General features: G+C 74.0%; 25 protein-coding genes and 1 pseudogene. 14 read left to right on the forward strand and 12 right to left on the reverse strand.

From position 1 onward, the window contains the following. Positions 1-26: 26 nt before the first annotated feature. A complete protein-coding gene (locus ACH4NX_RS00920; RefSeq protein WP_398127266.1) occupies positions 27-1,046 on the reverse strand; it encodes an LLM class flavin-dependent oxidoreductase in 1,020 nt (339 codons plus the stop codon). 59 nt (positions 1,047-1,105) lie between these two features. Here ACH4NX_RS00920 and ACH4NX_RS00925 point away from each other — a divergent pair, with 59 nt between their 5' ends. Next, positions 1,106-1,597, forward strand: coding sequence for a hypothetical protein (locus tag ACH4NX_RS00925; RefSeq protein WP_351394669.1), 492 nt, complete (start codon positions 1,106-1,108; stop codon positions 1,595-1,597). Positions 1,598-1,637: 40 nt separating this feature from the next. Here ACH4NX_RS00925 and ACH4NX_RS00930 read toward each other — a convergent pair whose 3' ends face one another. Further along, a complete protein-coding gene (locus ACH4NX_RS00930; protein WP_345590100.1) occupies positions 1,638-1,853 on the reverse strand; it encodes a dodecin in 216 nt (71 codons plus the stop codon). Positions 1,854-2,106: 253 nt separating this feature from the next. Here ACH4NX_RS00930 and ACH4NX_RS00935 point away from each other — a divergent pair, with 253 nt between their 5' ends. Then, positions 2,107-3,369 carry an extracellular solute-binding protein gene (locus tag ACH4NX_RS00935; protein ID WP_398127267.1) on the forward strand — a complete coding sequence of 421 codons (1,263 nt, stop codon included), beginning with the start codon at positions 2,107-2,109 and terminating at the stop codon, positions 3,367-3,369. A 12-nt stretch (positions 3,370-3,381) separates the two neighbouring features. Here ACH4NX_RS00935 and egtD read toward each other — a convergent pair whose 3' ends face one another. From egtD to egtA, 4 genes are read right to left on the reverse strand one after another with little or no spacing between them, the layout of a single operon-like run. Then, positions 3,382-4,344, reverse strand: coding sequence for an L-histidine N(alpha)-methyltransferase (gene egtD, locus ACH4NX_RS00940; protein ID WP_398127268.1), 963 nt, complete (start codon positions 4,342-4,344; stop codon positions 3,382-3,384). After that, complete coding sequence (egtC, locus tag ACH4NX_RS00945; protein ID WP_398127269.1) at positions 4,341-5,144, reverse strand: ergothioneine biosynthesis protein EgtC; 804 nt, start codon at positions 5,142-5,144, stop codon at positions 4,341-4,343. Before egtC ends, egtD begins: the two co-directional genes overlap by 4 nt. Next, positions 5,144-6,511 carry an ergothioneine biosynthesis protein EgtB gene (gene egtB / locus ACH4NX_RS00950; protein ID WP_351394679.1) on the reverse strand — a complete coding sequence of 456 codons (1,368 nt, stop codon included), beginning with the start codon at positions 6,509-6,511 and terminating at the stop codon, positions 5,144-5,146. The genes egtC and egtB overlap by 1 nt, the downstream gene beginning before the upstream one ends. Continuing rightward, complete coding sequence (gene egtA / locus ACH4NX_RS00955; RefSeq protein WP_351394682.1) at positions 6,508-7,809, reverse strand: ergothioneine biosynthesis glutamate--cysteine ligase EgtA; 1,302 nt, start codon at positions 7,807-7,809, stop codon at positions 6,508-6,510. Before egtA ends, egtB begins: the two co-directional genes overlap by 4 nt. Before the next feature lie 287 nt (positions 7,810-8,096). Between egtA and ACH4NX_RS00960 the strand changes: the two genes are divergently transcribed. Continuing rightward, complete coding sequence (locus tag ACH4NX_RS00960) at positions 8,097-8,936, forward strand: TIGR02452 family protein (RefSeq protein ID WP_398127270.1); 840 nt, start codon at positions 8,097-8,099, stop codon at positions 8,934-8,936. Here ACH4NX_RS00960 and ACH4NX_RS00965 read toward each other — a convergent pair. After that, a pseudogene (locus ACH4NX_RS00965) lies at positions 8,924-9,329 on the reverse strand (type II toxin-antitoxin system PemK/MazF family toxin); the annotation flags it as partial. The gene ACH4NX_RS00960 and the pseudogene ACH4NX_RS00965 sit on opposite strands and share 13 nt — an antisense overlap. A gap of 99 nt (positions 9,330-9,428) precedes the next feature. Here ACH4NX_RS00965 and ACH4NX_RS00970 point away from each other — a divergent pair. Further along, the gene (locus ACH4NX_RS00970; RefSeq protein WP_351394688.1) at positions 9,429-10,379 is read left to right on the forward strand and encodes an NAD(P)-dependent oxidoreductase; all 951 of its coding nucleotides are present in this window, start codon (positions 9,429-9,431) and stop codon (positions 10,377-10,379) included. Between the two features lie 89 nt (positions 10,380-10,468). Beyond that, the gene (locus ACH4NX_RS00975; protein ID WP_279565610.1) at positions 10,469-10,894 is read left to right on the forward strand and encodes a PPOX class F420-dependent oxidoreductase; all 426 of its coding nucleotides are present in this window, start codon (positions 10,469-10,471) and stop codon (positions 10,892-10,894) included. A gap of 85 nt (positions 10,895-10,979) precedes the next feature. Here ACH4NX_RS00975 and ACH4NX_RS00980 read toward each other — a convergent pair whose 3' ends face one another. Beyond that, positions 10,980-11,579, reverse strand: a complete 600-nt coding sequence (locus ACH4NX_RS00980; RefSeq protein WP_351394691.1) for an SDR family oxidoreductase — start codon at positions 11,577-11,579, stop codon at positions 10,980-10,982. Between ACH4NX_RS00980 and ACH4NX_RS00985 the strand changes: the two genes are divergently transcribed. The 3 genes from ACH4NX_RS00985 to ACH4NX_RS00995 all read left to right on the forward strand — a co-directional run bounded on the left by ACH4NX_RS00985 (position 11,554) and on the right by ACH4NX_RS00995 (position 14,044). Continuing rightward, positions 11,554-12,162 (forward strand): TetR/AcrR family transcriptional regulator, encoded by a 609-nt coding sequence (locus tag ACH4NX_RS00985; RefSeq protein WP_398127271.1) that lies wholly within the window; start codon positions 11,554-11,556, stop codon positions 12,160-12,162. The genes ACH4NX_RS00980 and ACH4NX_RS00985 overlap by 26 nt on opposite strands. A gap of 237 nt (positions 12,163-12,399) precedes the next feature. Continuing rightward, positions 12,400-12,828 (forward strand): VOC family protein, encoded by a 429-nt coding sequence (locus ACH4NX_RS00990; protein WP_351394697.1) that lies wholly within the window; start codon positions 12,400-12,402, stop codon positions 12,826-12,828. Between the two features lie 79 nt (positions 12,829-12,907). Beyond that, on the forward strand, positions 12,908-14,044 hold the full coding sequence (locus tag ACH4NX_RS00995; protein WP_398127272.1) for a hypothetical protein: 1,137 nt from the start codon (positions 12,908-12,910) through the stop codon (positions 14,042-14,044). Here the strand turns inward: ACH4NX_RS00995 and ACH4NX_RS01000 are convergent. Both ACH4NX_RS01000 and ACH4NX_RS01005 read right to left on the reverse strand, forming a co-directional pair. Then, positions 14,041-14,214: a hypothetical protein gene (locus ACH4NX_RS01000; protein WP_398127273.1), complete on the reverse strand. Its 174-nt coding sequence runs from the start codon at positions 14,212-14,214 to the stop codon at positions 14,041-14,043. The genes ACH4NX_RS00995 and ACH4NX_RS01000 overlap by 4 nt on opposite strands. Before the next feature lie 90 nt (positions 14,215-14,304). Continuing rightward, positions 14,305-15,183 (reverse strand): alpha/beta hydrolase, encoded by an 879-nt coding sequence (locus ACH4NX_RS01005; protein WP_351394703.1) that lies wholly within the window; start codon positions 15,181-15,183, stop codon positions 14,305-14,307. Positions 15,184-15,373: 190 nt separating this feature from the next. Between ACH4NX_RS01005 and ACH4NX_RS01010 the strand changes: the two genes are divergently transcribed. The 6 genes from ACH4NX_RS01010 to ACH4NX_RS01035 all read left to right on the forward strand — a co-directional run bounded on the left by ACH4NX_RS01010 (position 15,374) and on the right by ACH4NX_RS01035 (position 20,201). Continuing rightward, positions 15,374-17,353 (forward strand): BTAD domain-containing putative transcriptional regulator, encoded by a 1,980-nt coding sequence (locus tag ACH4NX_RS01010; RefSeq protein ID WP_398127274.1) that lies wholly within the window; start codon positions 15,374-15,376, stop codon positions 17,351-17,353. A gap of 219 nt (positions 17,354-17,572) precedes the next feature. Beyond that, positions 17,573-17,791, forward strand: coding sequence for an IclR family transcriptional regulator C-terminal domain-containing protein (locus ACH4NX_RS01015; RefSeq protein ID WP_351394709.1), 219 nt, complete (start codon positions 17,573-17,575; stop codon positions 17,789-17,791). Between the two features lie 64 nt (positions 17,792-17,855). After that, the gene (locus ACH4NX_RS01020; RefSeq protein WP_398127275.1) at positions 17,856-18,290 is read left to right on the forward strand and encodes a PPC domain-containing DNA-binding protein; all 435 of its coding nucleotides are present in this window, start codon (positions 17,856-17,858) and stop codon (positions 18,288-18,290) included. 28 nt (positions 18,291-18,318) lie between these two features. Further along, positions 18,319-18,744: a CBS domain-containing protein gene (locus ACH4NX_RS01025; protein WP_351394715.1), complete on the forward strand. Its 426-nt coding sequence runs from the start codon at positions 18,319-18,321 to the stop codon at positions 18,742-18,744. A 56-nt stretch (positions 18,745-18,800) separates the two neighbouring features. Further along, on the forward strand, positions 18,801-19,145 hold the full coding sequence (locus ACH4NX_RS01030) for a DUF6343 family protein (RefSeq protein ID WP_398127276.1): 345 nt from the start codon (positions 18,801-18,803) through the stop codon (positions 19,143-19,145). A 36-nt stretch (positions 19,146-19,181) separates the two neighbouring features. Then, positions 19,182-20,201, forward strand: a complete 1,020-nt coding sequence (locus ACH4NX_RS01035; RefSeq protein WP_398127277.1) for an RNA polymerase sigma factor RpoD/SigA — start codon at positions 19,182-19,184, stop codon at positions 20,199-20,201. Positions 20,202-20,221: 20 nt separating this feature from the next. Here the strand turns inward: ACH4NX_RS01035 and ACH4NX_RS01040 are convergent, their stop codons facing one another. Both ACH4NX_RS01040 and ACH4NX_RS01045 read right to left on the reverse strand, forming a co-directional pair. After that, positions 20,222-21,658, reverse strand: coding sequence for an FAD-dependent oxidoreductase (locus tag ACH4NX_RS01040; RefSeq protein ID WP_351394723.1), 1,437 nt, complete (start codon positions 21,656-21,658; stop codon positions 20,222-20,224). A gap of 65 nt (positions 21,659-21,723) precedes the next feature. Beyond that, positions 21,724-23,004, reverse strand: coding sequence for a polysaccharide pyruvyl transferase family protein (locus ACH4NX_RS01045; protein WP_398127278.1), 1,281 nt, complete (start codon positions 23,002-23,004; stop codon positions 21,724-21,726). Between the last annotated feature and the right edge of the window lie 54 nt (positions 23,005-23,058).

The raw sequence follows: 23,058 nt of genomic DNA on the forward strand, positions 1-23,058 counted from the left end.
GAAACAGTGGGACAAACCAGGTGATTCTACGCCGGTTCGGCTCGGGTCCCCGAGCCGGTGACGCGGGCGAGCCGCCGGTAGGAGTCCAGCAGCGCCTCGCGGTCGTACGTGCTCGTGGTCACCAGGACCTCCTGCGCGCCCGTGTCCTCGAGGAGCGACTCGAGCGCGTCGGCGACCTGTTCCTCGGTGCCGGCGATGTGTCCGGTCAGTCCGGCGTCGTACAGGTCGCGCTCCTTGGCGGTCATCGTCCTCGCCTCGACCTCCTCGGCCGGGGGCAGGGGAGGGAAGGAGCCGCGGGTGCGGGCGTGGGCCATGGACCAGGCCTCGGGGAGCAGGAGCCGCCGCGCGGCCGTGAGGGTGCCGGCCACGGCGATCGTGCCCGAGACGACGACGTACGGCTCCGGGCTCCACGCGGAGGGGCGGAATCCGGCGCGGTAGCGGTCGATGCCGCGGCGCATCCGGTCGCGGTCCCGCAGGTCCCCGATGACCATCGGCAGGCCCGCCCGGGCGGCGACGGCCGCGCCCTCGCCCATGGCCAGCACGAAAGGCGGCACGGTCAGCCCCTCCGCGGGGCGGGCGTGCACGCCCGTGGGGGAGGTGCCCCGGAACCAGCCGAGCAGCTCCGCCAGTTGCGCCTCGAAGTCGTCGGCGTCGTCCTTCTCCCGGCCCAGCGCCCTGCGCACGCCGTCGGTGAAGCCCACCGATCGGCCGAGTCCCATGTCGATTCGGCCAGGGAAGAGCGACTCCAGCACGCCGAACTGCTCGGCGACGACCAGCGGCCGGTGGTTGGGCAGCATCACCCCGCCGGTGCCGACCCGGATGCTCCGTGTGGCACCGGCGACGGCCGCGGCCAGCACGGTCGGCGCCGAGCCGGCCACCCCGGGCACGCCGTGGTGCTCGGCCACCCAGAACCGGTGGTAGCCGAGCCGCTCGGCCTCCCGCGCCAGTTCCACGGTGTCGCGCAGCGCCTGTGCGCCGGTGTGGCCCTCCCGGATGCGGGAGCGGTCGAGGACGGAGAAGCGGGTGGTCGCGATCACTGAGCTCACACGGTGTTCAACGTCCGCGCGGCGCCAGGATTCCCGGCAGGGCGTTCTAGGGTGGGCGGGTGACCGACCGCAGCAGGCCCCCGCTGGCCGTGTTCGACCTGGACAACACCCTCGCCGACACCGCGCACCGGCAGCGGTTCCTGGAGCGCCGGCCCCGCGACTGGGACGCCTTCTTCGCCGCCGCTCCGCACGATCCGCCGCTCGCGGAGGGCGTCGCGCTGGTGCGGGAGAGCGCCGAGGAGTGCGGGATCGTCTATCTGACCGGGCGGCCCGAGCGCTGCCGGCGCGACACGCTCGACTGGCTCGCCGCGCACGGTCTGCCCGAGGGGCCCGTGCACATGCGGGGCAACGCCGACCGCCGGCCCGCCCGGCGCACCAAGCTGGAGATCCTTCGGCGGCTCGCCCGCACCCGCGAGATCAAGGTCCTCGTGGACGACGACGAGCTGGTGTGCGACGACGCCGAGCGGGCCGGCTTCACCGTCGTCCGGGCGCGCTGGGCGGCCCGGTCGGCCGAGCTGCGCGTGGCACAGGAGCGCGAGGGCCGCACCTGACCGGCCGGGCGGACCCGGGGGCGGGGTACGCCCGGGGCGGTCAGTCCGACTCCTCCAGGCGGAAACCGAGCTTCAGGCCGACCTGCCAGTGCGCGACCTCCCCCTCCTCGATCTGACCGCGTACCTGGGTCACCTCGAACCAGTCCAGATTGCGCAGGGTCCGCGAGGCCCGGGTGATGCCGTTGCGGACGGCCTGGTCGACGCCGTCGGGCGAGGTGCCGACGATCTCGGTGACCCGGTAGGTGTGGTTCGACATACGGGTGCTCCCTTCGCGGGGCGGCGGTGTGTCGTCCGTCACTCCACCGTGCCTCAAGCGGCGACGGAGCGCGAGGCGTCGGGGGAGTCCGGCGGGACGACCGCTCGTCCCCCTTGACCTCCGCATTGGTCCATACCAAAATCCCAGACACCCGTTCGAGCCTCGGGCTCGTCCCCCACATCGGGTCTCCCTTTGCGTGCGCCGGACACCCCTGTCCGCCTCCGCCCCTGTCCGTCAGACAGAAGGACCCCTTGTGAGACGTCGCCTACTCGCCCTTGTCTGTGTGTCCGCATCCCTGCTCAGCGGCTGCGGCCTGATGTCGCAGGACGGCGGGAGCGAGCGGCGCACCGTCACCGTGTGGCTGATGAAGGACAGCGCCTCACAGGACTTCCTGGAGCGGTTCACCGAGGAGTTCGAGCGGAAGAACCCCGGCCTCGACCTCGACCTCCGGATCCAGAAGTGGACCGGGATCGGCGACAAGGTGCAGACCGCGCTGAAGGCCGACGGCACGGACGGGCCCGATGTCATCGAGGTCGGCAACACCCAGGTCCCGCAGTACGCGGAGGGCGGCCGGCTGATGGACCTGACGCTGGAGTCGATGAGGGACTGGGGCAGCGACGACTGGCTGCCGGGCCTCGCCCAACCGGGACAGTGGCTGTCCCAGCAGTACGGCATCCCCTGGTACGCGGCCAACCGCGTGGTCATCTACCGCAAGGACCTCTTCGAGCAGGCCGGCATCACCGCGCCGCCCCGCACCCGCGAGGAATGGCTCACCGCCACCGAGACGCTCGACTCGGGCGGTGACCAGGGCATCTACCTGGCCGGACAGGACTGGTACACCCTCTCCGGCTTCATCTGGGACGAGGGCGGCGAGCTGGCCGTGGAGGCGGGCGGTGCCTGGACGGGCGCCCTGGACTCCGAGGAAGCGCTGCGCGGCATGGACTTCTACCGCGAATTGCAGGCCCTGGGCGACGGCCCGCTCGACGCCGACGAGGAACACCCGCCGCAGGCCGGCGTGTTCGCCCAGGGGCAGGTCGCGCAGATCGTCGCGGTGCCCGGACTCGCCCAGTCCATCGTGCGCGAGAACCCCGAACTCAAGGGCAAACTGGGCTTCTTCCCCGTGCCCGGCAAGAAGGCGGACAAGCCCGGTGCCGTCTTCACCGGCGGCTCCGACCTCGTCGTCCCCAAGAACACCGACGAACGCGACGGCGCCCTCGCCGTGGTCGAGGCGCTCGTGGACACCAAGTGGAACACCGACCTGGCCCGCACCATGAACTACGTCCCGAACAAGAAGGCGCTCGCCAAGGCCGTCGCGGACGAGGAGGGGGTCGCCGCCATGGCGGCCGGCGCCGCGCAGGGCCGGGCGACCCCCGGTACGCCCCGGTGGGGCGCCGTCGAGGCGGACAACCCGATCAAGGAGTACATGACGAAGGTGCTCACCGGTGGCGACGCGGAGTCGGAGGCCGGCGAGGCCTCCGACCGCATCACCGAACTGCTCGACCTCGACGCGCGCTGACGCGTCGCCGGGTCAGCGCGCCAGGCTCAGCGACAGCGCGAAACGGTCCTCGCCGTCCGTCCACCAGTGGGCCAGTTCCAGGCCGGCCGAGGCCAGTTCGGCCCGCACGCCCTCCTGCCGGAACTTCGCGGACACCTCGGTACGCAGCTCCTCCCCGTCCGCGAAGTCCACCGCCAGGTCCAGCGCCTTGATCTTGACCGTCTGCGCGGTGCGCGAGCGCAGCCGCATCTCGATCCACTCCTGTTCGGCGTTCCACAGCGCCACGTGCTCGAAGGCCGCGGGCGCGAAGTCGGCGTCCAGTTCCCGGTTGACGACGGACAGCACGTTCTTGTTGAAGGCGGCCGTCACCCCGGCCGCGTCGTCGTACGCCCGGACCAGTACCCCCTCGTCCTTGACCAGGTCGGTGCCCAGCAGCAGGGCGTCGCCCGGGGAGAGCAGCGCGCGGACGACGGACAGGAACGCGGCGCGTTCGCCGGGCAGCAGGTTGCCGAGCGTGCCGCCGAGGAACGCCACCAGCCGGGGGCCAGGTGTCCCGGGCAGCGCCAGCCCTCCCGTGAAGTCGGCGATCAGCGCGTGCACCTGGAGGTCCGGCCGCTCGGCGACGAGCGCCTCGCCGGCCTGGGTGAGGGCGCTCTCGCTGACGTCGACCGGTACGTAGCCGCGCAGACCGGTCAGCGCGTCGAGCAGGATCCGCGTCTTCTCCGAGGAACCGGAACCCAGCTCCACCAGGGTGCGCGCCCCGGTCGCCGCGGCGATCTCGCCGGCCCGGTCGACGAGGATCTCCCGCTCGGCCCGGGTCGGGTAGTACTCCGGCAGCGCGGTGATCTCCTCGAACAGCTCGCTGCCCCGCGCGTCGTAGAACCACTTGGGCGGAAGCCACTTCGGCGTGCTCGTCAGGCCCGCCAGGACGTCGGCGCGCAGGGCGGCGTCCGTGGCGTCCTCGGGCAGCGTGCGGGTGAGACGGAACGGGCTCACGTACGGGGCTCCTTCGAAGAGACGAAAGCGTCTGCGAGGGCGGTGTCGTCGCCCGGGTCCTTGAGCGGAGTGAGCAGCACCTCCGTGCGGCTCGCCGCGAGCAGGGTGCGGTCGGGGACCACCTGCCAGGCCGGGTCGTCGTCGTACGGCTCCGAGGCGACGACCGTGCCACCGCCGGGGCGGGCCAGGTACCACAGGGTGTCGCCCCAGGTGGTGGCGGTGATGGTGGCACCGTCGGTGAGCAGCAGGTTGAGCCGGGAGCCGGGGGCCGCCGCGGCGACCTCCAGCACCGTCTCGCCGAGCGCCCGGCCCGCGTCGTCCCCGGCGCGCAGCCGGGCCAGCACCAGCGCCCACACGAGCGCCGAGTCGTTGCGGGCCTCCAGTGCCAGCAGGTCCCCGGGTGGCAGCGTCCCTGCCGCCCGCGCCAGCGAGCCGGGCCAGCCCGCCACGGCACCGTTGTGGCTGAACAGCCAGGTCTCCGCGGCGAACGGCGCCGCCGCGGCCTCCGCGTCGGCGCCCGAGAGCGTCGCGTCCCGTACGGCGGCGAGCAGCGCGCCGGTCCGCACCACCCGGGCCAGATCGGCGAAGGACCGGTCCGCCCAGATCGGCCCGGCCCGGCGGTACCGCGCCGGCACCGGGTCACCGCCGGCGTACCAGCCGACCCCGAAACCGTCGGCGTTGACCGTGCCGTACCGCTGGTGCCGGGGCGCCCAGGACTGGCGGTACAGGGCGTGCGGCGGAGCCACGAGGAGCCGGCCGAGGGCCTCCTCGCGGCCCACGTAGGCGAGGTGGCGGCACATCAGGACCCCTCCGCAGTGCGGGCGGTGCGGAACCCGGAGAAGATCTGCCGCCGGACCGGATGGTCCCAGTTGCGGAACGTGCCCCGGCAGGCCACCGCGTCCACGGCGAAGGAACCGCCGCGCAGCACCTTGTACTCGGGCCCGAAGAACACCTCCGAGTACTCCTTGTACGGGAACGCCCGGAAGCCCGGGTACGGGGTGAAGTCGCTCGACGTCCACTCCCAGACGTCGCCGATCAACTGCCGTACGCCGAGCGGTGACTCGCCGGCCGGGTAGCTGCCCGCGGGCGCCGGGCGCAGATGGCGCTGGCCGAGGTTGGCATGGGCCGGGCCCGGGTCGGCGTCGCCCCACGGATAGCGGGCCGAGCGGTCGCCGGCCGGGTCGTACCGGGCCGCCTTCTCCCACTCGGCCTCGGTGGGCAGCCGCCGCCCGGCCCAGCGGGCGTACGCGTCCGCCTCGTACCAGCACACGTGCACCACCGGTTCGTCGGCCGGCACCACCTCGGTGACCCCGAAGCGGCGCCGCAGCCACTGCCCGCCGTCCCGGCGCCAGAACAGCGGGGCGGTGACGGAGTACCGGCGGATGTGGTCCCAGCCCCGGGGGGCCCACCAACGCGGGTCGTCGTAGCCGCCGTCGTCGATGAACGCCTGGTAGGCGCCGTTGGTCACCGGCGTGGTGTCGAGGTAGTACGGCGCCACCTCGCGCCGGTGTGCGGGGCGTTCGTTGTCCAGGGCCCACGGCTCGGTCGACGTGCCCATGGTGAACGGGCCGCCGGGCACCAGGACCTCGGCCGGACCGGTGAACAGCGGCGCGGGTTCCGGGTCCGGGGCGGTCAGGGCCCGCGGGCCCCTGCGGAGCTGATGGGTGATCAGCATGGTCTCGTCGTGCTGCTGCTCGTGCTGGGCGATCATCCCGAAGGCGAAGCCCGCCTGCGTCAGCCGCGTCCCGTGGAACGCGGTGCTCTCCAGCACCTCCAGCGCCCGTCCGCGCACGTCGGACGCGTACCGGCGGGCCTCGGCGGGCGACAGCAGCGGCAGCTTCGGCCGCTCGGCGCGCGGATGCTCGAAGGCGTCGTAGAGGCTGTCTATCTCGGGCCGTATCGCCTCCTGCCCGGCGACGGCGCGCAGCAGCCACTGCTCCTCCTGGTTGCCTATGTGCGCCAGGTCCCACACCAGCGGGGACATCAGCGGCGACACCTGGGCGGTCAGGTCGGGGCCCTCCACGCAACTGGTCAGCAGCGTGGTGCGGTCGCGGGCCGTGACGAGCGTGGCCAGGGCCCGCTCGCGCAGGGCCTCGGCGTCGACGGCCGCTTCGGCGCCGGTGCCGGAAGCGGTGCCGGAGTCGGTGGTGGTGACGGGGTCGGTCATGGGCGGGTCTCCCTCCCGTGCGGGCCACGGCTCGCGCCGTCCGGCGTGTCCAGCAGATCGTCCGCGGGGCAGCGGCCCCTGAGCACGTAGCGCTCCAGGTAGGCCGCGACGGCGTCCCTCACCTGGGTGGTGGCGCCGAGCCGGGGCAGGGCGGCGAGCGCCGCCGTGAAACACACGACGGCCGCCTCGCGCAGCTCCGGATCGGTGAGGGCGAGGCGGGCCGCGTCCCGGTAGAGCGGGTTGTGCGGGGCGGGCAGGCCCAGCGTGCGCTCGGCGAGGGGCTTCACGGCCCGGTAGGCGGTCTCGGTGGCCTCCGCGTCGTCGAACAGCGCCGCCGTCACGGCGAGCGGCACCATCCACCCGTCGTCCCCGGGCTGTGCGTCGATCATGCGCAGCTCCAGGTGGCCGCGCGGCCGGACCGGTGGGAACAGGGTGGTGAGGTGGTAGTCGAGGTCCTCGCGGGTCGGCGCGCCGGGCGCCCCGCTCCTGATCCACTCCCGGAAGGTCAGACCCTCGGGTACGTCCCACGGACCGTCGTCCCGGCGTACGCACATCACCGGCGCCTGAAGGACGTGCCGGGTCCAGGCGCCGCGCGGGTCGGAGTCCAGCGGGGGGCCGCCCGCCCGGCCGGTGCCGATCTGCGTCCACCGCAGCTGCCGGGTGGACCGCCAGCCGGTGGGCCGGCCGTCGGCCAGCGGGGAGTTGGCGAACGCGGCCACGAGGACCGCGCCCAGCTGATGGGCCAGCCACCAGCGGCGTACGTGACCGAGCGGGCCGGGTTCCTCGTGCCCGGCGTCCACGCACACCTGCACGGACGCCGAGGCGCGCATCATGAAACGGCCGCCGGGGCCGGTGCGGTCGAGGCAGGCCTCCATGGCGTCGTAACGCGGTTGCCGCAGGTAGCGGCGGGGCGTGTGCCAGGGGGCGTGGCCGAGACCGACGAGGGCGAGACCGTCCTGGCGCAGGACCGCCCGGACGGCGTCGAGGTCGGCGGAGACGGAACCGACGCACTCCATCAGGGAGGCGGCGGGGAGCGAGCTCAACTCCAGCTGGCCGCCGGGTTCGACGGTCAGCGCCGACCTCAGGGGCACGGCGCGCAGTGCGGCGTACATCGCGCGCAGTCGTTCGGGTGACACGGGGAGCCGGGGCGCGCGCGGCTCGTGGACGAGCCATTCCACTTCGACACCGAGGCGTGTCGGTGGACCGGTCTTGAAGCAGATGCCGTGGACCAGCGCCTCGACCTCGGCTTCGGTGACAGTGGTGCGTGGCCGGGTGCAGCCACTTACCGCATCGGACATGTCGGGATCCTCCTGAGATTCCATCCATGCCGCCGACCCTTTTGCAGTGGGCCGGGTCGGCACACTCGTCCCACCCAAGACCCTCATGCGGCTCCGCACAAGGGTGCATACCGGGACGTACCGGCTCGGTAATCTCCGCCACCCGTGTGTTTCCGGGGGCTTTCCCCGTCGTTTCCGGGCCGGGAAACTCCGTTGCACCGCCTCCCCAGCATCGCTCAGGATTCCCGCATGAGCACGACGGGGGAGGCCGCGCGGTGCGCGGTCATGGCGTCCACGGGGGTGGCGCCATGAGCGCGCGCCTGCGGGGCGTCGCACAGCAGACCGAGCAGATCGTGATGGCGGGGTCCTACCGCGCGTCCGACGGGCGCGAGGTGCCGATCGCCGCGGCGGTCGAGGAGGCACGCGAGCGCACGCGGGTGTTCGGTCCGGGGCCCGTGGAGCCGGCTCCCTGCGCTGCGGTGCGGACGGTCCGGGAGGTCACCGGCGAGAGCAGTCTGGAGGCCGCCCGCCGCCTCGGCGGGGAGGTCGCCGTGCTGAACTTCGCCTCCGCCCGCAATCCCGGCGGCGGCTATCTGAACGGCGCCCAGGCCCAGGAGGAGGCCATGTGCCGGGCCTCCGCCCTGTACACCTGCCTGCTGCGGGCGCGCGAGTTCTACGACCACCACCGGGCCCACCGCGACCCGTTCTACACGGACCGTGTCATCCACTCGCCCGGCGTGCCCGTCTTCCGTGACGACCGCGGCCGGCTGCTGGACGAGCCGTACACCGCGGGCTTCCTCACCTCCGCCGCACCCAACGCGGGCGTGGTGCTGCGTACGGCACCGGAACGCGCCGCCGAGCTGCCCGCCGCCCTGGCCGCGCGCGCCGAGCGGGTGCTGGAGACGGCCGCCGCCCACGGGTACCGTCGGCTGGTGCTCGGTGCCTGGGGCTGCGGGGTGTTCCGCAACGACCCCGCGCAGGTCGCGGGAGCCTTCCGGACGCTGCTCGGGCCCGGCGGACGGTTCGCGGCCACCTTCGAGCGGGTGACGTTCGGCATCCTGGACCGCACGCCGGGCGGCACGGTACGGGACGCCTTCGCGCGCGCCTTCCCGGAAGGCGCGGACGGCCCCGGTCGGCTCCAGCCGTAGCGCTCCCGCAGCCGCTGCAGTACGAGGCCGAACCGCATCCGGTCCGGGGCGCACGCCTCGCGGCGCGTACCGGCGTCGGGCAGCCTGAGCACCCGGTCCACGTCGGCCCACGAGTCCCGCCCGGCGCGGTCCCACGGTCCGCTCCCGATCGGAACCCGGCCCCGGTGCCCGTCATGCCGCCGGCCGGACAACCGCACGGCCAGGACCGTGCCGCCCGCCGTTCTCCTCGCAGAGCACCCACGTCCGGACGATCTCGCCGGGATCGGGGTCCCCGTCGTGCGCGGGGGAGTACCCGGTACGCACCGGGCCCGCGTCCCGGGCGTCGGCCTCGGTGGTGGCGGGGCCGTAACGGCCGGGGGCGGGGCGGTCGGTGTCGTCGGTGCGGGCGCTCACGGCCGTACCGTACGGGACAGCCACGCGCACGGGTGGCAGGCTGATCACCGGGGCCCGCGACCCCGGGTCCCGACCGTACGAGGACAGAAGGCCGACGTCATGACCGACCAGCTCACCGTGAGTGTCCTGGGCACCGGCATCATGGGTGCCGCGATGGCCCGCAACCTCGCCCGTGCCGGACACACCGTGCGGGCCTGGAACCGCAGCCGGGACAAGGCCGAGCCGCTGGCCGCCGACGGCGTGCACGTCGCCGCCCGTCCCGAGGAGGCGGTGCGGGGCGCCGATGCCGTCCTCACCATGCTGTACGACGGCCCGGCCACCCTCGACGTCATGCGGCAGGCCGCCCCGGGCCTGCGCCCCGGCACCGCGTGGGCGCAGTCGACCACCGCCGGCGTCGACGCGGTCGCCGACCTGGCCGCCTTCGCCCACGAACACGGCCTCGTCTTCTTCGACGCCCCCGTCCTCGGCACCCGCGCGCCCGCCGAGGCCGGTCAGCTCCTGGTCCTTGCCGCCGGCCCGTCCCACGCACGGGAGGCGGTGACGCCCGTGTTCGACGCCGTCGGCTCCCGTACGGTGTGGACCGGCGAGGACGGCGCGGCCGGCAGCGCCACCCGGCTGAAGCTGGTGGCCAACAGCTGGGTCCTCGCCGCCACCAACGCGGCCGGCGAGGTCCTGGCACTCGCCAAGGCGCTGGGCGTGGATCCCGACGGGTTCTTCGACGCCATCGCCGGAGGACCGCTCGACATGGGCTACCTGCGCGCCAAGGCCGGCCTGATCCGGGAGGGCGCGCTGACGCCGGCCCAGTTCGCCGTCACCACCGCCGTCAAGGACGCCCGGCTGATCGTCGAGGCCGGCGAGGCGAACGGCGTCCGGCTGGACGTGGCCGCCGCCGGCGCCGAACGCCTGGCGCGCGCCGCGGCGCAGGGTCACGGTGACGAGGACATGGCGGCGGCGTACTTCGCCAGCTTCGAAGAGAGGCTGCCCGACGAGTTGTCCGACAAGCCGTCCTGCGAGCCGTCCGACAAGGCGACGGCGAAGCTGTCCGACTGAGCTCACCCGGGGTACCGGGTGAGCGCGACGACCGCGACGACCAGAACGCCGACGCGGTCTCGGCACACATCCAGATCGAAGGAGTCCGCATGTCCAAGCCGCCACTGCCGCCCGAGGCCGTCGAACTGCTGCGCCGCCCCAATCCCTGTGTCATGGCCACCCTCCGCTCGGACGGCGCCCCCGTCTCCACGCCCACCTGGTACCTGTGGGAGGACGACGGCCGGGTCCTGATCAACTTCGACGAGGGCCGGGTACGTCTCAAGCACGTGCGCCGGGACCCCCGCGTGACCCTCACCGTCCTCGCCGGCGACGACTGGTACACGCACGTCACCCTCATCGGCCGCGTCACCGAGACCCGCGACGACGAGGGCCTCACCGGCATCGACCGCCTGTCCAGGCACTACACGGGCAACCCCTACCCGGACCGGGTCCGTGCCCGGGTCAGCGCCTGGGTCGAGGTCGAGCGCTGGCACGGCTGGGGCGCGATGAAGGACAGCGACCAGGCGTCCACCTGAGAAACGACCGTCCGGCTCACCCGTCGGAGTGAACCCGGGCGGCCGGGTGTCGCCGTCCTCGCCGGACGCGCGGCCACGGAGGAACTCAGATCTGGTTCAGACCGCCGTCGACGTACAGGCTCGAACCGGTGATGAAGCTGCTCTGTCCGGAGGCGAGGAAGGCCACGGCGGCGGCGATCTCCTCCGGGTGCCCGAGCCGGCCCGGCGGCACCTGCGTCGCCAGGTGCCGCCGGAGGCCGGCGGCCTGCTCCGGGCCGGGGGCGAGCCCGGACAGGCCGGGGGTGTCGGTCGGGCCGGGCGTGACGGTGTTGACCCGGATACCGCGTCCCTTGAGCTCGTTGGCCCAGGTACGGGCGAACGACCGGGTGGCGGCCTTGGTCGCCGCGTACACCCCGAAGGCCTCCGCGCCGGCATCCACGTTGGTGGAGCCGTTCAGGATCACCGAGGCGCCGGCGTTGAGCAGGGGCAGCGCCTTCCGAACGGTGAACAGGGTGCCGCGGGCGTTGACACCGAAGAGGGTGTCGAAGTGCTCCTCGGTGACCTGCTCGAGCGGCACGAACTCGGCGACGGAGGCGTTCGCGAACAGGACGTCCAGGCCCCGCCCCCAGGCGAACGCAGCACTTCCGCAGTGATCGATGCGGAAGGGGCAGGGCGCGGGGGTGGGAACGAAACAGAGCGCCTCCATCGGCCGGCCGCGCGGATTCGACGCCGACGAGGCCGTCGAGCGCGCCATGCTGGTCTTCTGGGAGCACGGTTACGAAGGGGCCGGTCTGACCGGACTGACCGACGCGATGGGCATCTCCACCACCAGCATGTACGCGGCCTTCGGCAACAAGGAGGCGCTGTTCCGCAAGGCCCTGGAGCGGTACACCGAAGGCCCGGGCGGCTACCTGACCCGGGCCCTCGAGGAGCCCACCGCGCACGACGTCGCCACCGCGATCCTGGCCGGCACCGTCCGGACCACCACCCGCCCGGCCCGCCCGCGGGGATGCCCGGGCGTCCAGGGCGCCCTGGCCACCAGCGACCCCGGGCGCGGTGTCCGTGGCCTTCTCGCCGCCTGGCGCAACAACGGCTGCTCCTGCGTGCGGGAACGGTTCCAGCGAGCCGTCGACGAAGGCGAACTGCCTCCCGGGACCGATCCGGGGCTACTGGCCCGATACGTCACCACCTTGGCGTTCGGCATCGCCGTGCAGGCCGCGAGCGGTCTCGCCCGCGACGAACTCCAGGAGATGGCCGACGCCGCCCTGCGCAACCGGCCGCCCGCCTGAGAGGAGACGGCCGGCTGCGAGGCGACTGTCAGACGTCCTTCCTGTCGCCCCATCAGTACCCGCGGCATCGCTCCCGCACGGTCAACGGCCCCTCGCCCAGGTTCCGGCAGGCAAATCTCCCCGGGTGTCGACACCTCGGTTCGCCTCGTCTAGGATCCACGGCGCGGCATCGCGTGCCGGTCACCGTCCGGGTGAGGCATGGAGGCGCCGCGGAGATGCCCGTGGAGGCATTCACCCGTGTCAGTCGAGTTCAACCACACCATCGTTCTCTCCCAGGACCGGGAGAAGTCCGCTCGTTTCCTCGCCGGAATCCTGGGGCTGGAGGTCGGTGAACCGGCCGGCGTCTTCCTGCCCGTGACGACCGCCAACGGCGTCACCCTCGATTTCGCCACCGTCGACATCGACATCCCGGCCCAGCACTACGCGTTCCTCGTCTCCGAGGACGAGTTCGACACGATCCTCGCCCGGCTCGTCGAGGACGGGATCCCCATCCACGCCGACCCGCACGGTCGGCACCCGCGCCGGATCAACCGCGGCGACGGCGGACGGGGCGTGTACTTCGCCGACCCGTCCGGGCACGGCATGGAGGCCTTCACCCGCCCCTACGGCAGCGATCCTGCCTCCCCGCTGAACGGCGTCACGGAGGACGTTCCAGGGGCACGCTGACCGTCGTCGGCGCACCGTTGTCAGACCCCCTCCGCATACTGGTGGCCTCAGGGAGCCGGACGTGAGGAGGGGGTCGACGGTGCGGACGGTGTACAGCGGTGAACTGCGCGTCAGCCACGGGCGGTTCTACGTGGACAGCCGAAGCCGACGGGACGGGGACGACTCGGGCCCCTCGCCGGCCTGCACCGGGCAGACCAACGGTCTGTGCGGCGCGGCCGTCCCCGGGCACCTCTTCCTCGTCACGGGCCTGCACACCGGCCGCGTCGGTCTGACCGTCGAGGTGCACGGTGCGCCGCCGCCGCTCGACGACGGCTGGGAAGACGTGGTGGAGGCGTCCTTCCGGCCGGCTTCCGCCTCGACGGTCGTCCTGCCGTGGGGCGACGGTCCCCTGTGCGCGCTGGACCTGCTCCCGGTCGACCACCGGGTGCGCTACTGCGGGCGCGGCATGGACCGGGGGCGTCGGGAGGAGCTCGCCGTGCTCGAAGGCGGCGCGCCGGTCGACCACTACCTGCTGCAGTTCTGGCCGGCCCCGCCCGCCGCGGACCTCGTCGTCCGGCAGACCTCGCACAGTGCCGACCGCCGGCACCGGCACGCCCGCGGGCTGCCGCCGCCCCCCACCTCCGAGGAGCGGGCCGCGGCCGGACGCCGCCGTCGGGAGGAGCGGCGGGCGGCGGAGCAGGCCGCACGGGAGCGTGCCGAGGCCCTGTCATGGGGCGGGCGGCTGCCCAGCCGGCGCCTGCGCGAGGCCGGCTGCAACGCCCGGGGGCTCGTGCCGCTGGACCGCGACCTGCTCGACGCCGTCGACGCGGCGTGCCCGGCGACGCAACGCGGTCTCGCCCGGTGGGCCGCCCACCGCGCCCTCACCGCGGCGGGGCTGGACGACGTCGACTGGATCACGCCCGCGCTGGCCGCGCTGGACCGCGGAGAGAGCCTGCCGGCGCCGTTCGACGACCCCCAGCGGCTCTGGGACCGGTTCTTCGCCGACGACCGCGGCCCCCACACCGTGGTGGACTCGCCGGCCGGGTGCCACGACAACCTGATGCGACAGGCGATGGCGATGCCCGCACTGCTCGCCGCGGCCGAACCGGACCCGTTGTGCGCGGCCCTCGACGCCCTCTTCGCCGCCGCGGTCACCTACGGCACCGACTATCCCACCCTGTTCGCGCAGGCCCGCCGCCAGTTCCCCGCGCTGGGACCGGACGGACCGGCTCTCTAGGAACGCCCTCCAGTGGCCCGCGCGCGGTCCTGCCGGGGCAGCGGCAGCGGGGTCGCCGGGAGGAGTACGCCCGCGATCGCGATCGCCGGCGGGGTCAGCTGGAGCCGGCGTGTGGCGAACACCGGGTCGAAGACGCCCAGGGAGGTGATCGGCGCGAACTCGACGGCCATCACGAGGGCGAGCCCAGAACCGCCGGGGCGGACGAAGGCCAGACCGTGAGGCCGGCAATCACGCGAGTGCGCGGACGGTGGGCGGGCCTCCTACCGCGTCAGCAGCTTCCGCAGCGCCCCGGCGACCTCGCCGGGCGCCTCCTCCGCCATGAAGTGGCCGCAGTCGACGGTGTCGTGCCGCAGGTCCGGGGCCCAGGCCCGCCACAGCGCCGCGGCGTCGTAGCCGAGGGCGGCGCCCCAGTCCTGCTGGAGGACGGACACCGGCATCCTCAGCCGGTTGCCGCTGTCGCGGTCGGCCCGGTCGTGGGCGACGTCGACGCCGGCCGAGGCCCGGTAGTCGGCCACGATGGACGGCACCGCCTCGCGGGACGCCTTCAGATAGGCGGCGCGGACGTCGGCGGGCAGGGCGTCCGGGTCCCGCGTCCAGATGTCGAGGAAGTGACCGAAGAACGCGTCCGGCGCGGCGCCGATCAACTGCTCCGGCAGCCCGGGCGGCTGCGCCATCAGGTACAGGTGGAAGCCCACGGCCGCCGTCGTGCCGTGCAGGACGTCCCACATGTCCAGGGTCGGCAGTACGTCCAGCGCGGCCAGGTGCGTCACCGCGTCCGGATGGTCGAGCCCGGCCCGCACCGCGACGAGCGCGCCCCGGTCGTGCCCGGCCAGCGCGAACCGCTCGTGCCCGAGCGCCCGGGCGAGGGCGACGACGTCGGCGGCCATGGTCCGCTTGGCGTAGGCGGTGCCGTCCCGGTCGGCCGGCTTGTCGCTGGCGCCGTAACCGCGCAGGTCGGGACAGATGACCGTGTGGTCGGCCGCGAGGTCGGCGGCGACGTGCCGCCACATCAGATGGGTCTGCGGGAAGCCGTGCAGCAGTACGACGGGGCTGCCGGAGCCGCCGACGGCCACGTGCAGGGCGACGCCGTCGGCGACCCTGACCCGGTCGTGGGTGAAGTCGGGGATGGTCGGTGTCATGGCGGGTCCGTACCTCTCTGCTCCACGCGGTGTCCGGTCAACGCCGTGTCCGTTCACGTCGTCTCCGTCCACATCGTGTTCCATGTCGTGCTGGTGACGCCTTCGAGCCTCCCGCGCGTGAATCAGCAACCGATCAGCACGCGTACCGTGGTGACCGGCGAGCAGCGGTGCGGATCGGAGCGGGCGGAACATGGAAGCGGTCACGTTCGGTGTGCTCGGACCGGTCACCGCCGAGCGCGACGGCGACGTGCTCGCCCTCAGAGGCCCCCGGCACCGCGCCGTGCTGGCCCGGCTGCTCCTGGCCCGGCGGCGGGTCGTGCCACTCGCCCGACTGGTCGAGGACCTGTGGGACGCGCCACCGCCGCGGGCCGTGGGCGCGGTGCGCACTTTCGTCGGCGATCTGCGCCGCGCCCTGGAACCCGACCGCCCGCCCCGCGCACCGGCCCGGCTGCTGGTCACCGAAGGCCCCGGCTACGTCCTGCGCGCGGCACCGGACGCCGTGGACGCCTGGCGCTTCGAGGCGGCCGTCGCCAAGGCCGACCGGCTGCCGGCCGTGCGGGCCCCGGAACTGCTCCGGGCGGCGCTGGGGGAGTGGCGGGGTCCCGCCTACGCCGAGTTCGACGAGGCGGACTGGGCCCGCGGCGAGCGCTCCCGGCTCACCGAACTGCGCCTGAGCGCGGTCGAACGCCGGGCGGAACTCCTCGTGGACCTGGGCCGGGCCGCCGAGGCCGTCCCCGACCTGGACGCGCACCTCACCGAGCACCCCTGGCGCGAGGAGGCCTGGCGCCTGCTCGCCCTGGCCCTCTACCGGACCGGGCGCCAGGCGGACGCCCTCGCGGTACTGCGCCGGGCCCGCGCCCTGCTGGCCGGAGACCTGGGCGTCGACCCGGGGCCCCGGCTGCGCCGGCTGGAAGCCGGCATCCTCGCCCAGGACCCGGACCTGGACCCGCCCGCCGAACCCGCGGAGGCGGCGGCCCGGCTCTGGAACCGCGCGACCGAGGCGTACGACCGCACGGTCGCCGCCGGTGCCCCCGCCCGCCTGGAGTCGACCGTCGGCCTGCTGCGCAACCTGGCGGTCACCGGCGGCGGCGGACTGGAGGCGGCCCGGGAGCACCGCATGGCCGCGGTCGCGGCGGCGGAGGAGACGGGCGACGCGGAACTGACGGCCCGGGTGATCGGCGCCTACGACGTCCCCGCCAACTGGACCCGCAGCGACGACCCCGAAGGGGCCCGGCGGATCGTCGCGGCGGCCGAACGCGCCCTCACCGCCCTGCCCGACGACACCACCGCCGACGCGGCGCGCTGCCGGCTGCTCGCCACCGTCGCCCTGGAGTCCCGGGGCGTACGGTCCCCGCGCGGACCCCGCGCGGCGGACGAGGCCGTGCGGATCGCCCGCGGTCTGGACGACCCCGCGCTGCTCGCCTTCGCCCTCAACGGCGCCTTCATGCAGTCCTGCACCACCGCCGGGCTGGCCCCGCGCCGCGACGCGATCGGCGCCGAACTCGTCGCGCTCGCCGCCCGGCACGGCCTGGTCAACCACGCGGTCGTCGGCCACCTGATCCGCGTCCAGGCACGCTCGGCCCTCGGAGACTTCACCTCCGCCGAGGAGCACGCCACCGCCGTCGACCGCCTGGCCGAACGGCACGAACGGCCGCTCGTGTCCGTCTTCACCCAGTGGTACCGGGCGCTGCGCGAGGCCGCCACCGGCGGTTCGTACGAGAGCGCCGAGACCGCCTACCGGTCCGCGGCCGCGCGGCTGGACGGCGCGGGGATGCCGGGCCTGGAACGCGGCCTGCTCCCCCTCGCCCAGCTCGGCCTGCGCCTGGCCCACGGGCGCCCGGCGGAGGTGGACCCGGGCGCGGAGTGGGGGCCGTACCGTCCCTGGGCCGAACCGTTCGCCCTCCTGGCCGACGGCCGCGACGCCGAGGCCCGGACGGCACTGCGGGCCCTCCCACAGCCGCCGCCCGACCTCCTGTACGAGGCTTTGTGCTGCGCCGAGGCCGCGCTCGCCCTCGAACTCGGCGACCGGGCCGCACTGGAGCGGACGTACGAACGGCTGCTGCCCGCGGCCGGGGAACTCGCGGGCGCGGGCAGCGGGTTGCTCACCTTCGGGCCGGTCGATGGCTGGCTCGCCGCGATCCGCCGGGCACTCGGTCCCACCGGTCCCTGAGGTCGCTCCGGTTCCTCCGGTCCGTTCAGTCCCTGAAAGGCACCGCCAGCCGCTCCCGCAGTTGCCGGTGAGCGGGTAGGCGCACGCCGGGACCAGCTTGGGCGAACCGGCGCGGGCGACAGGCTCATCATCACTTGAAGTGCCTTTCCGGCTGAAGGCCGGGAGATTCCTGCTTACCTCGCGGTAGCGGGCTTGACGCGCTGCGGACCGTGCTGGAGCGTGTCGGCCGCAGCGGCTTCGCCGTCGAGCAAGGAGCGTTCCGAGCGGGTCCTGGTGGCGGTGGGCTTCCCGGTGCGTGGCGAGGACGGCCGGGCCGTGGCGGGTCCGTCGGTGTCGATGCCGAGCGTGCGCCACGACCCGCGCGGCCTCCGCTCCCTGGTCGCGACGCTCAACGCGGCGGCCCGGGCACTGGAGGCGGACCTGGCGGCGGGACGCTGAACCCGGCGGCCGGGCATGTCCGGCGCGGTGGTTGCCCCGGCCCGCGCCGGGTACCCGACCGCGCATGAAGTGGCAACAGGTGCAGGACGGTCCGTCCGCGGTGTACGTGGTGGTCCTCGACCCCGGTGAGGACGCGCTCGCCGAACTCACCGCCTTCGCCCGTGACCGGTCGCTCGGGGCGTCCCAGGTGACCGCCGTGGGCGCCTTGTCGGAGGCGGCCGTCGGCTGGTTCGACCGGCAGGCCAGGGACTACCGGCACATCCCGGTGGAGGAGCAGTGCGAGGTGCTGTCGCTGATCGGGGACATCGCCGTCGCCGACGACGGGCCGACCCCGCACCTGCACGCCGTACTGGGCCTGTCGGACGGCTCCACCCGCGGCGGCCACCTCCTGTCCGGCCGGGTCTGGCCGACGCTGGAGGTCGTCGTCCGGGACAGCCCGGCCGAACTGGCCAAGACCCACCGCCCCGACATCGGCCTGGCCCTGATCGACCTCGGCTGACTCCGCACCCACCCCGGGAGGCGTGACCATGACACAGCGGATCCGAGACGTGATGTCACCCGCCGCGGTGGCCGTCGAGCCCATGACCACGGTCGCGCGGGCGGCCCGGCTGATGCGCGAGGAGGACATCGGCGACGTCCTGGTGACCTACGACCGGGATCTGTTCGGTGTGCTCACCGACCGTGACATCGTGCTCCGTAGTGTCGCCGACGGCCGCGACCCCGACGACACGACGGTCGGCTCGGTGTGCACACCACCGCCCGTCGTCACCCTCGGACCGGACGACACCACCGACCACGCGGCCGAGTTGATGCGACGCCATGCCGTCCGGCGGCTTCCGGTCGTCGAGCACGGCGGCGTCCCGGTCGGCGTGGTCACCCTCGGCGACCTGGCCGCCACCGACGACCCGCACTCCGCCCTGGCGGACATCAACGAGGCCCCGCCCGACCACTGACCCCCGGCCACTGACACCTTCGACCGTCACGCCCCCGACCGTCACGGAGGAACGGCATGAGCGACCGACGCCGCCCCCACGGGGCCACGGAACCCGCTTCGCGTGCGCGGTCCGGCATGATCGGCCGCCGCTCCCCGCGCACCGGGACCGAACCGGTCACCGCACAGAGCCCGCTGCGGCTGCGACTGCTGCTGTCGGCCGTCTTCCTGCCGCTCTTCGTCGCCGGGGCCGCGTTCTTCGGCGTGTGGGCCGCGGACACCGGCTCCGGTGACAGTCCCGGACGCGGCAGCCTGGTGGCCCTCGCCGCCGTGTGCGCGGCGCTCGCCCTGCTGGCGGCGGCGGACCTGGTGGTCGTGATCGGCCGGCTGCGGCGCGAACGGGGCACCGCCGTTCCGCACTGACCCGAGAACCCGAGGGGGGACGGAGGAGGAAGCGACATGGCTCCCCTGGCACGAGCACCCGCGACGGGCCCTCGGGAGGACCGCCGCGCCACCACCCGCACCGCGCGGCTGCGCAGCCGGATCCCCGAACCCGACGAGGAACCCGACCTGCTCGGCCAGTACCTGACCCAGATCGGCGCCACCCCACTGCTGACCGCCGAGGACGAGGTGCGGCTGGCCACGCGCATCGAGGCCGGTGTCCGGGCGATGGAGGAACTGGAGTCGGCCGACACCGGCGAGCCCGCCCCCACGCCCGGACGGCGCCGCGCGCTGGAGGAGGCCGTCCACGACGGCCAGGCCGCCAAGGACCACATGGTGCGGGCCAATCTGCGGCTCGTGGTGTCGATGGCCAAGCGCCACGCCCACCGCGGCCTGCCCCTCCTGGACGTCATCCAGGAGGGCAACCTCGGACTGATCCGGGCCGTGGAGAAGTTCGACCACACCAAGGGATTCAAGTTCTCCACGTACGCCACCTGGTGGATCCGCCAGGCCATCGAGCGCGGTCTGGCGACGCACGCGCGCACCGTACGGCTGCCGGTGCACGTGGTGGAGCGGTTGCAGAAGCTCGCCAAGGTCGAACGGAAGCTCCGCGGGAGCCTCGACCGCGAGCCGACCGCCGGCGAGGTGGCCGCCGAGAGCGGCATCGACGAGGAGAAGGTCGTCTGGCTGCGCCGCGTCGGACGGAACGCCGTCAGCCTGGACACCCCGGTCGACGAGACCGGCGAAACCGTCGTCGGCGACCTCATCCCCGACACCGAGGTGCTCCAGGCACCCGAGGTCGCCGAGTTCCAGGCGCTCGCGGCGGAACTGCGGGAGGCCGTCGGGACCCTCGCGCCCCGCGAGGCCCTCATCCTCAGCCTGCGCTACGGCCTGCACGACGGCCGCCCCCGCACCCTGCACCAGGTGGCACAGCACGTCGGCCTGACCCGGGAACGCGTCCGGCAGCTGGAGAAGGCGTCCCTGGAGCACCTCCGTGCCCCCGGGACCCGGGACCGGCTCCTGGACTGGGCGAGCTGACCCCGGCGCCCGTCCACCCGTCAGCGGCCGTCCATCCGCAGCCGGGCGCCCTGCCGCAGCAGCTCGCGCTGGACCAGGCGGTAGGGCAGGCCGCGCGGACCGCGTCCGTGCCGCACGGTCAGCGCCGCGCACACCCCGGCCGCCTGGCCGGTCGCCATGGCGATGGGCATGACCCGGTACGACGAGTGCGCGACGTGCGTCCCGGAGATGCAGCGCCCGGCCACCAGCAGCCGCTCGGTGTCCCGGGGCACCAGACACCGCAGCGGGATGTCGTAGAAGCTGCCCTGCGGGACTCGCTTGAGGATGGTGCCGGAGCCGCGCGGGTTGTGGATGTCGACCGGGTAGGCGCCGTGCGCGACCACGTCCGGGAAGGTGCGCGCGGCCAGGATGTCGTGGCCGGTCAGCTGGTAGTCGCCGAGTACGCGACGGCTCTCCCGTACACCGATGTGCGTGCCGCTCTGCACCACGTACGACTCCTCGAAACCGGGCACGCGGGTGCGCAGGAAACGGTCGATCTGGGAGAGCTGGCGCCGGGCCGTGTACTCGGCGCGGGTCAGGTCCCACACGTTGGTCCCGAGCACACGGTTGACCCGGGTGCTGTTGACGGCGACCTCACGCGGGTGCGGGGTGGCGAAGAAGAGGATGTCCTCGCGCGGCAGCCGGAGCTCGCCGTTGGCCCTGGCCTCCTCGATCAGGTCCCACAGGCCGTGCACACCACGCCACTGGTCGGGGTGCGCGCGTACGTAGTCGGCGAAGTCCGGCCGCGCGAAGTCCGCGACGCGGAACATCAGCGTCATGGGCTGCACCAGCCCGTCCTCGGGCCGTCCGATCTCGTACGGTGCCCCGCAGGAGGTGGCCACGTCACCGTCGCCCGTGCCGTCCACGACCACCCCGGCGTCGATCACCACCGGCCCCGACTTCGTCTCGAACACCACCCGCCAGCCGGAACCGTCGTCGAGCGGCAGCGCGCCGGACGCGAAGGAGTGGAACAGCATCCGCACCCCCGACTCGTCCATCATCTCGAGCAGCGAGAGCTTGAAGAGCTCCGGGTCGAAGGGGACCGTGTAGCCGGTCTTCGGGGAGGGCGGGAGACAGCCTCCGCGTCCCGTGAGCCGGTCGAGCAGCTGCCACAGCACGCCCGCGACCACCGGTTCGCCCTCGCCGTGGTCGGTGGGCAGCAGCCGTGAGGTGTCCCCGGCCTCGGTGAACGCGGCCTGCTTGTGCTCGTTGTGGAACGACATCAGCGGCATCACCAGCGCCACGGTCGCGTTGCCGCCGAGAAACCCGTACCGCTCCACCAGCACGACGTCGGCCCCGGCGTCGGCCGCGCCGACCGCGGCGGCGAACCCCGCGGGACCACCGCCCACCACCAGGACGTCACACCGGCCCCCGTGCCGGGCGGGCCGCGGCGGCAGGGTGACCGTGCGGGGCTCGCGGGGCTCTTCCAGGATCGGCATCGCTCTCCTCAGGGGCTCCTCGGCGGTCGGGCGTCGAGCGGTCGGACGATCAGGCGATCAGGCGGTCAGGCGTGCAACGGCCGCGGCTCGGAGACGTACGGCTCGTGTCCGGCCGCCCGCCCCCGCTCCCGCCCCCGCGTCCCGTCGCCGCTCCTGCCGGCCCCACCGTCCTCGCCGTTCTCAGCGGCCCCGCCGGCCTCACCGATCTCGTCCAGCAGCGAACCGCAGCGCACGCAGGTCTCCCGGGCCGCCACGGACAGCTCCCGCATCCGGGACCGGAGGTCCTCCCGGCGCTGCGGATACTCGTCCCACAGCCGGTCCACCTCCGCGAGCAGCAGCCCGGCCTGCTCCCGCGCCACGCCCACCAGCGCCGGGGCACCCAGCCGGCGCGCGAAGTCGAAGACCTTGCCGGAGTACGGCAGCGGCAGCACCGGCACGCCGGTGAGCGCCGCGAAGATCACGAAGTGCAGCCGCATGCCGACGGCCACGTCCAGATGGCGCATGAAGCCGAGTACCTGCCCGGGGCTGTAGTCGCCGTGCAGGATCCGGCCCTTGTCCGGCGCCGTCATGTGGGACAGCACGGCGTGCGCGTGCCGTACGTCGTGCCGCTCCATCGGCAGGAACACGACGTGCGCGTCCAGCCGCCGTACGAGGAAGTCCGCGACGTCGGCGAGCAGCGCGTGGTAGTCGCCCTCGTCGAGCTTCTCGGCGGCCCGGCCCGGTTCGCGCACCGACATCCCCACCAGCCGGGCGCCGCAGGGGATGCCCTCGTCGCGCATCATGGCCTCGGTGAAGGGCTCGGGGCCCAGCAGCAGGGCCGGGTCGGCGGTGACCGCGACCTCGCGTTCCAGACCGACCTCCTCCAGCACCAGCCGGGACTCCTCGTCCCGCACCACGACGTCGTCCATGTCGGCCAGCACGGTGCGCACCGCGTCCCGGTCCTCGGCGTCCGTCAGCGGCCCCGCCCCGACGGCGTAGGCGAAGGTGGGCACGTTCCGGGTCTGCGCGGCGCGCACCAGCCGGAGATAGCGCCGGGCCTCGCCGTCGTAGAGGATGCCGCCGCCGCCCAACACCAGGAGGTCCAGGCCGGGCAGCACGTCGAGGACGTGGTTGCGGCTGACGCCCTCCCAGGGCACCACCTCGTCCGCGTCGGGGTGATGGGCACGGGTGTGCTCCGCGTTCCGGCTCAGGACGACCAGGTGCGCGTCGGGCCGCTGGGCGCGCAGGCAGCTCAGCACACACGTCAGGATCGCCTCGTCGCCGATGTTGAAACCGCCGTAGGAACCGAGCACGCCGATGCGCGGGCCCGGCCGGGCGGGGGGCGGATGCGAGGGGGCAGTGGTCATCCGGGGCTCCCGTCACGTCGGAGTCGGCCGGCCCGCCGGCCTGGGTGCGCGGAC

The organism is Streptomyces sp. NPDC017225, assembly GCF_044331465.1.
Taxonomy (GTDB): domain Bacteria; phylum Actinomycetota; class Actinomycetes; order Streptomycetales; family Streptomycetaceae; genus Streptomyces.

Excerpts from the sequence above, each read along its gene's own strand:
- ACH4NX_RS00930 (WP_345590100.1), bottom strand. The coding sequence starts at position 1,853 with ATGTCGAACCACACCTACCGGGTCACCGAGATCGTCGGCACCTCGCCC.
- egtC (WP_398127269.1), bottom strand. The coding sequence starts at position 5,144 with ATGTGCCGCCACCTCGCCTACGTGGGCCGCGAGGAGGCCCTCGGCCGG.
- egtB (WP_351394679.1), bottom strand. The coding sequence starts at position 6,511 with ATGACCGACCCCGTCACCACCACCGACTCCGGCACCGCTTCCGGCACC.
- egtA (WP_351394682.1), bottom strand. The coding sequence starts at position 7,809 with ATGTCCGATGCGGTAAGTGGCTGCACCCGGCCACGCACCACTGTCACC.
- ACH4NX_RS00960 (WP_398127270.1), top strand. The coding sequence starts at position 8,097 with ATGAGCGCGCGCCTGCGGGGCGTCGCACAGCAGACCGAGCAGATCGTG.
- ACH4NX_RS00970 (WP_351394688.1), top strand. The coding sequence starts at position 9,429 with ATGACCGACCAGCTCACCGTGAGTGTCCTGGGCACCGGCATCATGGGT.
- ACH4NX_RS00975 (WP_279565610.1), top strand. The coding sequence starts at position 10,469 with ATGTCCAAGCCGCCACTGCCGCCCGAGGCCGTCGAACTGCTGCGCCGC.
- ACH4NX_RS00980 (WP_351394691.1), bottom strand. The coding sequence starts at position 11,579 with ATGGAGGCGCTCTGTTTCGTTCCCACCCCCGCGCCCTGCCCCTTCCGC.
- ACH4NX_RS01000 (WP_398127273.1), bottom strand. The coding sequence starts at position 14,214 with ATGGCCGTCGAGTTCGCGCCGATCACCTCCCTGGGCGTCTTCGACCCG.
- ACH4NX_RS01005 (WP_351394703.1), bottom strand. The coding sequence starts at position 15,183 with ATGACACCGACCATCCCCGACTTCACCCACGACCGGGTCAGGGTCGCC.
- ACH4NX_RS01010 (WP_398127274.1), top strand. The coding sequence starts at position 15,374 with ATGGAAGCGGTCACGTTCGGTGTGCTCGGACCGGTCACCGCCGAGCGC.
- ACH4NX_RS01020 (WP_398127275.1), top strand. The coding sequence starts at position 17,856 with ATGAAGTGGCAACAGGTGCAGGACGGTCCGTCCGCGGTGTACGTGGTG.
- ACH4NX_RS01025 (WP_351394715.1), top strand. The coding sequence starts at position 18,319 with ATGACACAGCGGATCCGAGACGTGATGTCACCCGCCGCGGTGGCCGTC.
- ACH4NX_RS01030 (WP_398127276.1), top strand. The coding sequence starts at position 18,801 with ATGAGCGACCGACGCCGCCCCCACGGGGCCACGGAACCCGCTTCGCGT.
- ACH4NX_RS01035 (WP_398127277.1), top strand. The coding sequence starts at position 19,182 with ATGGCTCCCCTGGCACGAGCACCCGCGACGGGCCCTCGGGAGGACCGC.
- ACH4NX_RS01040 (WP_351394723.1), bottom strand. The coding sequence starts at position 21,658 with ATGCCGATCCTGGAAGAGCCCCGCGAGCCCCGCACGGTCACCCTGCCG.
- ACH4NX_RS01045 (WP_398127278.1), bottom strand. The coding sequence starts at position 23,004 with ATGACCACTGCCCCCTCGCATCCGCCCCCCGCCCGGCCGGGCCCGCGC.